Below are 13,346 nucleotides of genomic sequence, written 5' to 3'. Positions count from 1 at the left end.
TCATGAGAATCGTCGGCGGAGTCGAGTCTTGTCACGATGGTGACGCCAGAATTGTCACAAGCAGGCCGCCTTCGATCGGTGCCGCTGATCACGCTGCACCTCACGGAGCGCTGCAACTCGCGGTGTGTGAGCTGCGATTACTGGCGTCATGGCCGCGATGATCTGACGCTGGAATCCGTGTCGCGTTTGTTGCCGAGCTTGCATGAGCTGGGCACGCGAGCAGTCTTGATCTCGGGCGGCGAACCGCTGCTCCATGCCCAGTGGGCACAGATCGCTCAGTTGTTGCGAGAACAGCGCCTGCAGCTTTGGCTGCTCACCTCTGGCTTGTCGCTGGCGAAGCATGCCGCCCGAGCTGCCGAGTTGTTTCAGTCTATTACCGTGTCGTTGGATGGCACGGATCGGCGAATGTACGCCGCGATTCGTGGCTTGGACGCCTTCGACAAGGTTTGTGCAGGCATCCGTGCGGCCCGGCGCTCGGGCTCTTTGCTAAGCGCACGAGTGACCGTTCAACGTTCGAACTACAACGCGTTGCCTGCGTTCGTCACGCTGGCTCGGGAGTTGGGCGTTCAGCAGGTTTCATTTCTTGCTGCCGACGTTCGCAATTCGCATGCCTTCGGCAGGACGAATGACATCAATGCCGGCATCGCTTTACAGGCCAGCGATCTGCCTCGGTTCGAGGAGACGTTGCGGCGGATGGAACAGGAGCATGCGGAAGCATTTCGCTCCGGCTTCATTGCCGAGAGTCCGGCAAAGTTGCATCGCCTCCTCGAGTACTACCGTGCTCTATGCGGTCTCGGTCCCTTCCCGGCGGTTCGTTGCAATGCTCCAGAATTCTCCGCGGTGCTTGAAGCGACCGGCCGCGTGAGCCCGTGCTTCTTCATCGCCGGGCCGTCGGCGCCCGTGGCGAGCGATTTCGAGGCCGCGTTGAACAGCGAAGCCATGTTGACGCTGCGCCGGGACATTCGCGCAGGCCGGCGCCCGGAATGCGCTACCTGCGTGTGCTCGTTGTGGCGGGACGTGAGTCATGTTTCCAGGTTGAGCCTGGGGGATCATCGACCGTGACGGTGAACTGCTCATTGTCGACGCTCGAAGCTTACGACCGCTGGGCCGCGAGCTATCCGCCCGAGGCCCACAATCCCTTGATGCGCATCGAGCAGCGAGCGATGTTGGCTCATTGGCCGGATGTGACGGACTGTTGCGCGCTCGATCTTGCTTGCGGCACCGGCCGGTATTCGAGCTTGTTGATGCGGTCCGGTGCGCGTGAAGTGATCGCAGCGGATTTCTCCACTGCCATGTTGCGGCAGGTCTCGGCTGGTACGCCAGTTCGCGCCAACATGGTGCAACTGCCATTCGCTGCCAGTGCGTTCGACGTGGTTGTCTGCGGGCTCGCGCTTGGTCATGCGCCCGATCTACACCGCTGGGTGGGCGAAGTCGCTCGAGTGCTCGATGACGGCGGTGTTCTGCTGTACTCGGATTTTCACCCCGAGGCCGCGCGCGCCGGATTGACACGCTCCTTCAAGGACGAGCACAACCGCAGCGTGGTGCTGCCTCATTGCGACTACGACGTGAGCGAGCAACGCGAAGCGATCGAAGCAGCGAATCTCACGCTTGAAGTCGTGCAGGAGCTGCGAGCCGGAATGGATTGTCAGGAGTCGTTTCCAGGTTCGGACACCTTCTATCGCCAGTGGCACGGTCTGCCGCTGGTGTTGATCGTGCGGGCTCGAAAGTGTGCGCCATGTCAGCGCAAGGCGTGACATTCATCAACGGCGCCATCGAGAGCGGAGCCTCCACATTGCGCATCGTCGGGTCGAGAATGGCGTCGGTGGGCGAGGGACCCGAACCTGGCGATGTGGTCATCGATCTGCACGATGCCCGATTGTTGCCGGGCCTGATCAACGCGCACGATCACCTGCAGTTGAACAATTTTGGCCGTCTCAAGTATCGATCGCATTACACAGCCGTCGGGGACTGGATCGCCGACGTGGCCGCGTACTTGCAAACGAACGCCCAACTGAAGGCGTTCGAGGCGGTACCGCGAGAGCAGCGTGTGCTGCTCGGTGGCATCAAGAACCTGCTCAGTGGCGTCACTACAGTGGCTCACCACGATCCGTTGTATGGATGCCTGATCAGCGATGCATATCCGGTGTCTGTAGTGAGTCAGTATGGCTGGTCACACTCATTGCTAATCGATGGCGAGGAGAGAGTGCGACGCTCGTACCAGGCGACGCCCGCTGCGTGGCCGTGGATCATTCATGCCGCGGAGGGGATCGACGAAACAGCGACTGCCGAGTTCGAGCAGCTCGATGCGCTCGGCTGCATTGCGCAGAATACATTGATCGTTCACGGAATCGCGTTGAAGCGTGTGCAACGTCAGCGTCTGATCGAGGCAGGCGCCGGATTGATCTGGTGCCCTGCATCGAATCTGCATTTGTTCGACCATGCCGCCGAGGTTGGCGATCTCATCGAGCGCGGACGGGTCGCCTTGGGTACCGATTCGCGCCTCAGTGGCTCGCGGGACTTGCTGAACGAACTAAAGGTCGCGCGCGAAATTGCTGGGCTGGACGATAGAACCTTGCAAGCACTGGTGACCACCAACAGCGCGCAACTGCTTCGGCTGACGGATCGGGGCGTGCTGCGTGCAGGTGCCGCCGCCGACATTCTTGTTGTTCCGAGAATGCCCCTTGCGGATGCCAGCCGTGCGGATATTTGCCTCGTCATGAGCAGAGGAAAAATGCTGTACGCGGATCGGCACTATGCCGGCGCTCTGGCGCCGCCTTCGTCGTGGGTCGAAGTGAGCGTGGACGGCCGGCCCAAAGCCATGGACCGGCGGCTTGCGATGCTCTGGGCGCAGTCGGGGCTGCAGGAGCCCGGCTTGGACGTCTCGGCCGCGGGATGGAGAGCCGCATGATCATCACGAGCGGACCATCAGGCAGTCGGTTGAAGGTGGTGCTCTACAACCCACGCGCGGTCTTTTTCACGATGCCGTTGGCATTGCTCGCCATCGGCTCGGAGCTCGATCCGGAGATCTACGAGGTCGTGATCGTCGACGGGCGTCTCGAATCGCAGGATGCGCTTCTTTCTCATCTCGACGGAGCGCTGTGCCTCGGCGTGACCGTGCTCACCGGCGCACCGATCGCAGATGCGTTACGGATTTCGCGTGCTACCAAGCGCGCCCGTCCCGGCTTGCCCATCATCTGGGGCGGGTGGCATCCATCCATGTTCGCTACCGAGTGTCTGAATGAATCTGCGGTTGATGTCACCGTGCAAGGGCAGGGAGAAGCAACGTTCGCGGAGATCGTTGGCCGCCTTGCTGAAGGCCAGTCCCTCGCTGGCGTGGCAGGCTGCACGGCGCGGCTCGCTGATGGCACGATCTGCAGGAATCCACCGCGAGAGTTGCAATCGATCGAGAACTTTCGCGCGCACGATTACGGTTTGATCCCTGTCGAGCGTTATTTTGGGCTCAAGGGCAAGCGGCAGCTCGACTTCATCTCGTCGCAGGGCTGCAACTTCCGCTGCGCATTCTGTTCCGACCCCTTCGTTTACGGTCGCAAATGGGTCGGGCTCGATCCCACGCGTATGGCGCTACGCCTGCAAGAGTTGTGGGAGCGGTACGCATTCGATGACGTGAACTTTCAGGACGAGACTTTTTTTACGCGGCGCGATCGCATCAAGGCGCTGGCCGATCGGATTATCGCCGCCAGGATGAACATCACCTGGGCCGGCACCATGCGCGCGGATCAAGGCGTGCGTCTGCCTGATGAGCTATGGCGACGATGTAAGGAATCCGGTCTGCGCAGGTTGCTGGTCGGAGTCGAGTCCGGTTCCGATGAAATGCTGCGGCGGATTCGCAAGGACATCCGGATCGAGCAAGTCTTCCATACCGCGCAGAAGATGCGCGAGTACGGCATCGCTGGCCAGTTTCCTTTCATCGTCGGCTTCCCCGGCGAGAGCGACGACAGCATCAAGGCGACGCTGGTATGCGCCAAGCGGCTGCGTGCGATGAGCGTCGATTTTCAGACGCCCATCTTCTATTTCAAGCCCTATCCGGGCAGCGACATCGTGAGCGAGGAAGTGGCTCGCGGCTTCCAGTTGCCGCAGACGCTGGCAGCCTGGGCCGGGTTCGACTTCGTCGATGGCCTGCCGGGGCCGTGGGTTTCGCGGGAAAAATTCCAGCTCATCGAGCGCTTCAAGTTCTTCCATGAGCTGGCGTGGCAAAGGGCCTCCGCTGGCAAACGGCTGCTGCAGCAACTGGCGCGCTATCGATGCAGTCGCGACGATTATCGTTGGCCAGTCGAGATGGCGCTCATGCAATGGGGCAGGTCGGAGCCGAAATTGTCATGAGCACGCGACGCCACATTCTGCTGATCAACCCGACCATCACATCTCGGCGCAGCGCGCGCTTTCCGTTGGCAGTCATGAGTCTGGCTGGCGCGCTCGATGGCCGCTACTCGACCAGCATCATCGACGGCAATATCGATCGCGATTTCATCGCGACGACAGTGCGCAAGATCACTGAAGAATGGGTCGATGCGGTCGGAATCACGGTCATGGGCGGGCCTCAGTTACCAACTGCCATTGCGGTGTCGAGCGTCATTCGGGAGAGGTTTCCCAGCGTGCCGATCATTTGGGGCGGCTACTATCCAACGATCTGTGCCACGCCCAGCATCACCTCGCCGTACGTTGATTACGTGGTGCGTGGCCAGGGGGAAGAGACGCTTGCCGAGTTGCTGGAAGCCATCTGCGCGGGCCAGCGCCATGAGCTGAGTGCGATCACGGGCCTTACTTGGAAGCGCGAGGACGAGGTCATGCACAACCAGGATCGTCCGTTCTCCGCTGCGCGCCTCGCCACGATGCTGCCGTTCGACAAGCTCGACAATCCCACGCAGTACTTGAGCAGGACCTATCTGGGCCGCCGCACCGCCGGCTATCAAGCTGCTTTCGGCTGCCGCTTTCGTTGCACGTTCTGTGGCGTTGCGCGGATGTTCAACGGCAAGACGGCGCTGCCCAGCGACGCGCGATTGCAACAGGATCTGCGGTTTCTCAAGCAGCAACTCGGCGTCGACGCCATCCAGTTCTACGACCACAACTTCTTCGACCGCGAAGTCGACATGGTGCCGTTGCTCGAAATACTGGCGAAGTATCAGTTGCCATGGTGGTGCTTCGCTCGCTCCGATGCTTTGTTGAACCTGTCGGAACGATCCTGGGGGCTGGTCGGAAAGAGTCGGCTGCGCATGGCCTATATCGGTGCGGAGTCGCCGAGCGACTGGTTGCTGCACGACATTCGCAAGGGCACACGGCGCGACCAGACGCTGGAAGTGGTGGAGCGATGTCGTAGCCAGGGCGTGATTCCCGAATTGTCTTTCATGCTGGCGCCACCTCAGGACCCCGAAGGTGAAACCGAAAAGACGTTCGACTTCATTCGCCGGATCAAGCGCATGCATCCAGCGACCGAGATCATGCTCTACATCTATACGCCGCTGCCGCCGGGTCACAGCACCCGACAGGTTGCTTCGAGGGCGGCGCTCGATATTCGCGGTCGTGATGGTCGTCCGCTGGAGTTTCCAGTCACCGCGGATGATTGGGCCAGGCCGGAATGGGTGGACTACTGGTGTCACAAGGATGCGCCGTGGCTCACCGAGAAGCTGCGTCGGCGCATTCTCGATTTCACGACCGTGTTGGGTTGCAGGTTTCCAACCGTCACCGACATTCGATCGCCGCCCTGGGCGAAGTCGACGCTGCGTGCGCTCGCGTCCTGGCGCTATCGATATCAAAAGTACCATCGTCCGTGGGAACTGGACCTGTCGAAGAAACTGGTGCGGCTGCGGGACCCGCGCGCTTCGAGCCTGTAGCGGTGCGGACATGCTGCACGTGGCACAAGTGTCGTTCTTTCTGGACCCACGAGGACGCGAGCCCGAACAGCTGCTGCAGGACTGGCCGTCGCTGGTGGATGTCGCCGAGGCGGCGTCGGCCGCTGGTGTTCGCGTCACGGTCATTCAAGCCTGCGCTCGGCGCGGGCAACTGACGCGTAACGGGGTCGACTATCATTTTGTGACGCCCGACGAAGTGGTCCCGACGATCGCGTGCAGCGGGGAGTTCGCCCATCTGGTTGGCGACCTTGGCGCGCAGGTTCATCACGTCCATGGCCTTGGGTTCCCCGAGGATGTGCAGGCGCTGGCGAGATTGGCGCCCCGGACGCCGATCATCGTGCAGGATCATGCGGACCAGCCGCCGCGAATCTGGCGACGACTCTTCTGGCGGCGCGCCTTCTCGGTGCTTTCAGGAGCAGCGTTCTGCGCATCTGCGCAGGCGCAGCCTTTCATGGATGCCGGGCTATTGCAGCCGCAGACCACGATCTATGAGATTCCGGAATCTTCGAGTCGCTTCGTGCCGGGAGATCAAGAGGCGGCGCGCCGCATGACGGGGCTGCACGGCAGTCCCTGCTTGCTGTGGGTGGGGCATTTGAACGACAACAAAGATCCACTCGCGGTGCTGGACGGTGTGAGTGAAGCCGTCGATCAGCTGCCAGAGCTGCAGTTGTGGTGCTGCTTTGTTACGGCGCCGCTGCTCGGCGACGTCCAAGACCGAATTCGCGGGGACTCGCGCTTGCGGGGCAGAGTACACCTGCTGGGGCCAGTGCCTCATCAGAAGATTCAACGGCTCATGCAAGCAGCCGATCTGTTCGTGCTCGGCAGTCATCGCGAGGGTAGCGGCTATTCGGTGATCGAGGCGCTGGCGTGCGGGTTGCCTCCGGTGGTCACGGATATTCCGTCGTTTCGTTCGTTGACCGACCAGGCGAGAGTAGGGCGACTGTGGACGTGCGGCGATGCCCGGAGTTTGCGCGAATCGTTGCTGTCGATCGCCTCCCGACTTGGACCGGAGCTGCGAGTGTTGACGCGCCAGCAATTCGACGCGGAGCTTTCGTTCGCGGCGGTCGGTAGAAAGTTGAAGGCGGCGTATGAGGACCTGGTGGCACGACGGCTGCCGCGCGAGTCATGAAGATCGCACTAGTCGTCCCCGGTGGTGTAGATCGCTCTGGAGAGTACCGGGTGATACCGGCCCTGCTGGCATTGCTTAAGCGGTTGAGCATGCATCACGAGCTTCACGTATTCGCGCTCAGGCAGGAAGCAACGCCTGGCGATTGGATGCTCGCTGGAGCTCATGTTCACAACATCGGTGGCGAGCGTACTCGGCCGCGAACTGTCATTGCCATCATGCGCGAGCATCGTATGGCGCCCTTTCACGTCGTTCACTCCATTTGGTCGGGCGCGTGCGGTGTTGTCGCCGTATCTGCAGCTCGAGTATTGCGGATTCCAAGTGTGGTGCACATCGCCGGTGGAGAGCTCATCGCGCTGCCTGACATCAGCTACGGCGGCCGGCAGAATTGGCAAGGGCGAGTGCGAGAGGCCATGGTGCTGCGAGCCGCCAGTGTCGTTACGGCGCCGAGCGTTCCAATCATTGAGCAGATCGCGGCTCTGGGAGTGTCTGCGCATCGTGTCCCACTCAGTGTCGATCTGAACGAGTGGCCGCCGCGAAAGCCGGTGCGGCGAGATACGCGTGAGCGAGCCAGGTTGATCCACGTGGCCAGTCTGAACCGGATCAAGGATCAGAGCACGTTGCTGCGAGCCATGGCCGTTCTGGTCTCTTGGGGTATGGACGTGCATATGGACATCGTTGGCGAAGATACATTGAACGGTGAGATTCATGCGCTGGCGCGAGCATTGGGCTTGGCAGGTCGTGTCGAATTCCATGGCTTTGTGCCGCAGCGACAGCTCAGGCCGCTGGTGATGAAGGCGCACCTGATGGTCATCTCGTCACGTCACGAAGCGGGACCGATCGCGATGCTGGAGGCTGCCGCGGTTGGCGTCCCCACGGTGGGCACGGCGGTAGGGCATATTGCGGAATGGTCGCCGTCGGCATCCGTTGCCGTTCCCGTGGGTGATTGGAACGAGTTGGCTGCGGCCATCCGGCGCGCGTTGGCGGACGAAGATCTTCGACTGCACGTTGCACACGCGGCGGCTCAGCGGGTGATGGGCGAGGACGCCGACTACACCGCGACGCAGTTGCAGAGCATCTATCGAAGACTTACTGACGTTGGCTGAGTTGCAGATGCGCTTCCGCTTGCGACAAGGCGGCGTAAACGCAAGAGAGTGATTGCGGTCGGGCCTGAGGGTGAAGCATCCAACGCACGATGCGTCGTCCTTGCGAAAGATGCGGCCACGAGAAACCTGCCAGGCCCGAGTACATTCTCAGAGCTTCGCGGCGTGCGACGAGGACGTCCTTGCCTGGCTTCACCCGGTTCATGGCATACCGGACCGCCTCCTGAGTCGAGCTTGCCCATTCGATGCCCGGGAACGCGTGAATCCGTAGATTGGACAAGGAAACATCCGAGAGCCGGCGACGGCGATGCAGTTGCCGCAGTAGCCATCGACAATCCGACTCGGCTCGGCTGATGACGTGAGCGGGAACTGCGTCCGCATGGTAGCGCGCCGTCAACGCGAGTGGCGGGTATATCCAGTCCGCGCCGTTCGCGACCGCTAGCACCGTTTCCCAGTCGCTGCTCGTCATGCGGCGTGAGAGCAGGGCAATGTCATGCAGGTGAAGCAGGCGCAGTACGTTGGTGCAGATATTGCCTGTCGCATGCACGAGCAAATGGAGCATCAGCGCCGTCGGCGACGGATAGCCATTCAGGCCCGGCACTGGCCGGGATGGAATGACCAGCGCCGAGATTTCTCGTTCGACCAGCGGCAGGCGCTCCACCACTCGGGTGTGCAGCTCGATCTTGATGGGATTGCCGACGTTCTCGCCCAACCCGCTCGTCTCCAGTCCCGCCGGCGGCTCGAACACGTCATGCTTGAAGGTGCGGTAGGTCAACCGATAGCCAAGGATCCCCAGCAATCTCGATGTGGCTTGCGCGTGTTCGCTTGTCACCAGCAGATCGATGTCGGACATGGGCCGCTCGCCAGCTTGGTAGATGCCGATCTGGTGGAGCGCAGCGCCTTTCATAGCAAGCATGGGAATGCCTGTACGAGCCGCTCGGCTGCCGATATCGTCCAGCAGTGCATCGATGCGTTGATGCCGCTCGAACGTGTGCTGTCGTTGCTCCCTCAGAAAAGCTTGCCAGCTTTCGGGACCTTGCCAGCGCAGCAAATTGCACAGCAGGGGCGAGATGCCGTGCATGACGGCGGTCGCGCGAGCTATACACCACTCGAAGTCGCTCCAATCCGGCGCAGTATCGCCAGGTGCGGCGAGCTCGCTTGCCAGCACCTCGGTGGTCTTGTTCAGCGCCGCTTGGATTGTTGCCAGCGGCAGGCGAGGGGATTCCGGGTGACTCATGTTTACTCCTGCAGTCGAGCCATTTCCTCTCGGGCTCTTCTCGCCGTGTCGTACAGACGCGCGGCGTGGTCTGGAGCCGTGGCGACAGTGCGATGAGCCTCCACTTCGCTGCGCAGCCAGACATCCGCAAGTCGGTAGTAATCTTTGCTCCGCCGTCCCATGATCACGTAGTCGCGATCGGATGCCTCGGCCCAGTTCAAAGGCAGCACCACCCGGCCGCTGACGCGATCGAAGTAGGCGGTGCCCTTGATCGGATAGGACACCGTGGTGAAGAAAACGTCGGGGTTGGTCCGCTTCACGTGCTCGACAGTCGCCGCGATGTCTTCGATCTCCTCTCCCTCATAGCCCCACATGAGAAACATACCGACTTCAATGCCGTGCTGCTGAGCCAGGCTCACGGCATTGCGCACCTGCTCGACGGTGACGCCGCGTTGCATGGCGTCCAGCACTCGCTGACTGCCGCTCTCGGAGCCGATCCAAATCCGGTAGCAGCCCAGCTCTTGCAGTGTTCGTACTGCCTCGAGGCTTTGCAGACGATCCGCGCGGGTGATCGTTTCGAAGGGCCTGTGCAGCCCTCGCGCCTTCAGCTCGGCGCGGTACTGATGCAGCCAGGGATGGCTGATCGTGAACACATCGTCGGCGTACCAAAGCTGATCGGGATCGTAGCGATCGATGATCCACGCGACTTCCTCGGCGACATTCGACGGACTGCGACGGCGGTGCGAGAACCCGTAGACCGCGTGCGAGCACCATGTACAGCGATAGGGACAGCCGCGTGCGGTGATCAGATTGATGCTGCTGGCGCCGTGGTGCTGTCTCCAGACGTCGAGATATTTCTGATGATCGATGGCTTCTCGATCCGGAAAGGGCAGAGCATCCAGATCCGGAAGCCTGGCACGCTCCGGGGTGCGGATCGGCTCGCCGGCTTCGTTCTTGAAGACGATGCCGAGAATGTCGGAGAGTCGGCCAGGTCCGTTGCGTTCGAGCGCTGGGAGCAACTCCAGCAATGTCGTCTCGCCTTCGCCGATCACAACGACATCCGCGCCTGCGTGGAGATACTCCACGGAGTAGTTTGCGCTTTCCGGCCCGCCCAGGATTACCGTCCAGCCGCAGCGCTTTGCCGCGGCAATGATCTCCAGCACGCTGCGTCGGGTGATGAGATTGGTATAGATGCCCACCACGCCGCCGGGCGATTGCTGCAAGCTCTGCAGCAGTTCGGGACGACTACCGAAGGTGCTGTCGTAGATTTCGACGCCATAGCCACGGGCCTTCAGATGGGCCGAGAGCGACAACAGGCCCAGTGGCGGATAGGGCTTCATGATCTGCTGTTCTTTCTCGTCCTCGGACAGAAAGTATCCATGGGTGAGCAGGATGTCTGCCATGGTCGGAAGCGGCGCCTCAACAGGGCGCGCGCACCTCGGCGCGATAGTTTCGATATTCCTGCTCATCGGCGATCAAGCAGTCCCAGCGTCGTTGCAGCGAACGCCGCGCATGCTGGTAGTCGGCATCGTGCGGTTGGTTGTTGCTGTTGTCGAGCAGCACCTGGTCGTGCAGGAGGTCGCGAATTGAGCGGTAGAACTCGGAGCTGTACGTGCCTTCGAACATCATGTCCAGGTCCTTGCTCTCCTGCCAATGGGTCTTGTGCTGCAGCTGTCGTCGCACCAGTTCGTAGAACTTGGTGCCCGGCAGGGGATAGGAAACGCTGACGCCGATGTCGTCGGGGCGCGTATTCTCGATCAGCGCGCGAGTCGCCAGGATGTCCTCTAGCTCCTCGCCGAGATAGCCGAGTTGGATGAAGAATCCGACGCGAATGTTTGTAGCGGCGAGGCGCTTTCGTGCGAGCGAGATATCCTCGACTGTGGTGCCCTTGTTCATGGCGTTCAATACACGCTGACTGCCGCTCTCGGCTCCGATCCAGACCTCCCGGCAGCCGGCCTCACTGAGGACCCCAGCCATCGCAGTGCTGACCAGATCGGCGCGTGTCTGGATCGTGAACGGCACGGACCCATGGTCCGCATGGAGCGCGGCGGCGAACTTCGAGACCCAATCAACACGGAAACCAAAGATGTCGTCCGCAAACCAGATATGGTCGGGACCAAAATCGCGCTTGAGGTAGCTCATTTCCGCGGCGACCTCGGCCGGATCACGTTGCAGATAGTGGTTGCCCCAGATGGGTTTGGCACACCAGTGGCATCGGAATGAACAGCCGCGCGAGGCGGCCATGTTCAAGCTGAAGAAGCCATGCACGCTGCGCCAGGTCGAGCGGTATCGCTCGATGTCGATCAGATCCCAGGCCGGACGGCTGGACTGCTGCTGATCGAGCGAGTTTGGTTTGGATTTAGGGACGTTCAGCCGTCCGTTCGTGATGGTCACAATACCGCTGATGTCTGCTACCCATTGTGTCGTGGAAAGGGTCGGGTCCGAGTTCAGTCGACGCAGTAAAGCGCGCAGCGCTGACAGTCCTTCTCCGATCAGGACTACTTCGGCACCGGCCGCGAGATAGGAGGCTGGCGCATCCGAAGCATCCGAACCTGCGACGATCACTCGCGCACCACTGCGATGGGCGTTGCCGATCATGTCGCAGGCGGCCTGGCGCATCTTGCCCAGGCACATCTTGCTCAGAAAATTGAAATTGTCCTCGTAGAACAACGCCAGTTGCGGCTGCGAGGCGCGCAGTTGCTGGTCATATTCATCCACGCCGCCGGCCAGCATGGCGTCGAAGACGGCCACCTGGTGGCCGGCTTCTCGCAAGCTCGAGGCCACCTGCAAGGTGGCCAGCGGCGGATAGGGCTTGGCCCGCTCCAGCTGCTTTTGATCAAAGCGCAGAAAATAGGAGTGCGCCACCAGGATGGAGAGCATGGTTCAGCCCGAGTCGTACAACTCGAGTAGTGAGTACCTTCCCGGGCGCTGCAGGTTTCCTGCAAGCGAACATCATTCGTTCGACAGCGACGCGCGCTGGACAATGGGGAGGATCGCCGGCTACCGTCGTTGCATGAAGCCCGCCGCGTCCCTCGATATCGAGAGCGACCCGTTTGGAGAGCGCATCGCCTGCCCGTTGCACGCGCGAGTCGAGGTGCTGGGCGGCATTTTCGAATTCGAAAGTAATGATCTGCCGCTATTGCAGCTGGCGGCTTCCGTCTATGAGGGCCTGCCGCCGCACACGTTCAGTGCAGGACCGTCGCGGTTTCGTATCAGGCTTCTGCTGTCCGGCGATGCGGGGCCGCCTACAAACGAAGAGGCGCCACCCGTGCGACTGCATTCCGGGGGCGGACTCCTGTGTGGAACCATGGACGCCGCGAATTTCGCTGTGTTGTCACCGGTGCAGCGGACGGGGCTCGTCGCCGTCTCCCGAAACATGCTGCGGCACGCGCAGGTGATTCGTTACGAGTTGATTGAATTTGCCGTCTACACTCTTGCGTCGCGCGCTCAGCAGTTAGTGTCGTTGCATGCGGCCTGTGTTGGTCGCGACGACCGAGGGCTGCTGATCATCGGCGAGGGCGGAGCGGGCAAAACGACACTGACCCTGCATTGTCTTTTGCAGGGCATGGAACTGGTCGCGGAGGATGCTGTGTTCGTGGAGCCGCATTCGCTACTGGCCAGTGGCGTCGGCACGTTCCTGCATCTTCGGGAAGACTCGCTGCAGTTTCTGCGGGGGACTAGCGATGATGCCTGGATACGCAAGTCGCCTGTGATTCGTCGACGCAGCGGCGTAAAGAAATTCGCAGTCGACTTGCGACGCTCACCTTACCGCATCGCCTCGACGCCACCACGGATTGCCGCCGTGATCTTCCTTTCCAGCGAGCGCGCCTCCGACGGCATTCCTCTGCTCGCGCCGTTGCATCCGTCAAAGTTCCTGGAGAGGTTGGAAGTTAGCCAGCAGTACGCAGCCAATCGATCGCCCTGGGCCACCTTCTTCCCACACATCTCCGGCATCCAGGCTTTCGAACTGCGCCGCGGACAACATCCGAGCCAGGCTGTCGATGCCTTACGAAGGATCATGGAGACCCATTGAC

At 61.4% G+C, this 13,346-nt stretch carries 11 protein-coding genes; 8 read left to right on the top strand and 3 right to left on the bottom strand.

The features are described 5' to 3' along the window. Nucleotides 1–36 precede the first annotated feature (36 nt). From VGE08_RS02615 to VGE08_RS02585, 7 genes are read left to right on the top strand one after another with little or no spacing between them, the layout of a single operon-like run. Complete coding sequence (locus VGE08_RS02615) at nucleotides 37–1,062, top strand: radical SAM protein (RefSeq protein ID WP_331066295.1); 1,026 nt, start codon at nucleotides 37–39, stop codon at nucleotides 1,060–1,062. Then, a complete protein-coding gene (locus VGE08_RS02610; protein ID WP_331066294.1) occupies nucleotides 1,059–1,754 on the top strand; it encodes a class I SAM-dependent methyltransferase in 696 nt (231 codons plus the stop codon). The genes VGE08_RS02615 and VGE08_RS02610 overlap by 4 nt, the downstream gene beginning before the upstream one ends. Continuing rightward, on the top strand, nucleotides 1,736–2,908 hold the full coding sequence (locus tag VGE08_RS02605) for an amidohydrolase family protein (RefSeq protein WP_331066293.1): 1,173 nt from the start codon (nucleotides 1,736–1,738) through the stop codon (nucleotides 2,906–2,908). Before VGE08_RS02610 ends, VGE08_RS02605 begins: the two co-directional genes overlap by 19 nt. Next, nucleotides 2,905–4,341 (top strand): B12-binding domain-containing radical SAM protein, encoded by a 1,437-nt coding sequence (locus VGE08_RS02600; protein WP_331066292.1) that lies wholly within the window; start codon nucleotides 2,905–2,907, stop codon nucleotides 4,339–4,341. Before VGE08_RS02605 ends, VGE08_RS02600 begins: the two co-directional genes overlap by 4 nt. Beyond that, nucleotides 4,338–5,849 carry a B12-binding domain-containing radical SAM protein gene (locus VGE08_RS02595; RefSeq protein ID WP_331066291.1) on the top strand — a complete coding sequence of 504 codons (1,512 nt, stop codon included), beginning with the start codon at nucleotides 4,338–4,340 and terminating at the stop codon, nucleotides 5,847–5,849. Before VGE08_RS02600 ends, VGE08_RS02595 begins: the two co-directional genes overlap by 4 nt. A 10-nt stretch (nucleotides 5,850–5,859) precedes the next feature. Continuing rightward, nucleotides 5,860–6,996 carry a glycosyltransferase family 4 protein gene (locus tag VGE08_RS02590; RefSeq protein ID WP_331066290.1) on the top strand — a complete coding sequence of 379 codons (1,137 nt, stop codon included), beginning with the start codon at nucleotides 5,860–5,862 and terminating at the stop codon, nucleotides 6,994–6,996. Next, complete coding sequence (locus VGE08_RS02585) at nucleotides 6,993–8,099, top strand: glycosyltransferase (RefSeq protein WP_331066289.1); 1,107 nt, start codon at nucleotides 6,993–6,995, stop codon at nucleotides 8,097–8,099. Before VGE08_RS02590 ends, VGE08_RS02585 begins: the two co-directional genes overlap by 4 nt. On the opposite strand, the gene VGE08_RS02580 is transcribed toward VGE08_RS02585, so the two are convergent. From VGE08_RS02580 to VGE08_RS02570, 3 genes are read right to left on the bottom strand one after another with little or no spacing between them, the layout of a single operon-like run. After that, complete coding sequence (locus VGE08_RS02580) at nucleotides 8,083–9,333, bottom strand: nucleotidyltransferase family protein (protein ID WP_331066288.1); 1,251 nt, start codon at nucleotides 9,331–9,333, stop codon at nucleotides 8,083–8,085. The two genes, VGE08_RS02585 and VGE08_RS02580, sit on opposite strands and share 17 nt — an antisense overlap. Nucleotides 9,334–9,335: 2 nt before the next feature. Beyond that, entirely contained in the window at nucleotides 9,336–10,715 is a 1,380-nt protein-coding gene (locus VGE08_RS02575) for a B12-binding domain-containing radical SAM protein (RefSeq protein ID WP_331066287.1), read from the bottom strand. 16 nt (nucleotides 10,716–10,731) lie between these two features. Next, a complete protein-coding gene (locus tag VGE08_RS02570) occupies nucleotides 10,732–12,192 on the bottom strand; it encodes a radical SAM protein (RefSeq protein ID WP_331066286.1) in 1,461 nt (486 codons plus the stop codon). Nucleotides 12,193–12,406: 214 nt separating this feature from the next. Between VGE08_RS02570 and VGE08_RS02565 the strand changes: the two genes are divergently transcribed. Further along, nucleotides 12,407–13,345 carry a hypothetical protein gene (locus tag VGE08_RS02565; protein ID WP_331066285.1) on the top strand — a complete coding sequence of 313 codons (939 nt, stop codon included), beginning with the start codon at nucleotides 12,407–12,409 and terminating at the stop codon, nucleotides 13,343–13,345. The last annotated feature ends 1 nt before the right edge of the window (nucleotide 13,346 follow it).

It is taken from the genome of Steroidobacter sp. (assembly GCF_036406195.1).
Classification (GTDB): domain Bacteria; phylum Pseudomonadota; class Gammaproteobacteria; order Steroidobacterales; family Steroidobacteraceae; genus Steroidobacter.
Note: the sequence above shows the minus strand (reverse complement) of the source record. Positions and strands in the feature narration are given on the sequence as shown.

Bases quoted from the DNA above. Each gene is read 5' to 3' on its own strand.
- VGE08_RS02615 (WP_331066295.1), top strand. From the start codon at position 37: ATGGTGACGCCAGAATTGTCACAAGCAGGCCGCCTTCGATCGGTGCCG.
- VGE08_RS02600 (WP_331066292.1), top strand. From the start codon at position 2,905: ATGATCATCACGAGCGGACCATCAGGCAGTCGGTTGAAGGTGGTGCTC.
- VGE08_RS02585 (WP_331066289.1), top strand. From the start codon at position 6,993: ATGAAGATCGCACTAGTCGTCCCCGGTGGTGTAGATCGCTCTGGAGAG.
- VGE08_RS02590 (WP_331066290.1), top strand. From the start codon at position 5,860: ATGCTGCACGTGGCACAAGTGTCGTTCTTTCTGGACCCACGAGGACGC.
- VGE08_RS02575 (WP_331066287.1), bottom strand. From the start codon at position 10,715: ATGGCAGACATCCTGCTCACCCATGGATACTTTCTGTCCGAGGACGAG.
- VGE08_RS02605 (WP_331066293.1), top strand. From the start codon at position 1,736: ATGTCAGCGCAAGGCGTGACATTCATCAACGGCGCCATCGAGAGCGGA.
- VGE08_RS02580 (WP_331066288.1), bottom strand. From the start codon at position 9,333: ATGAGTCACCCGGAATCCCCTCGCCTGCCGCTGGCAACAATCCAAGCG.
- VGE08_RS02570 (WP_331066286.1), bottom strand. From the start codon at position 12,192: ATGCTCTCCATCCTGGTGGCGCACTCCTATTTTCTGCGCTTTGATCAA.
- VGE08_RS02595 (WP_331066291.1), top strand. From the start codon at position 4,338: ATGAGCACGCGACGCCACATTCTGCTGATCAACCCGACCATCACATCT.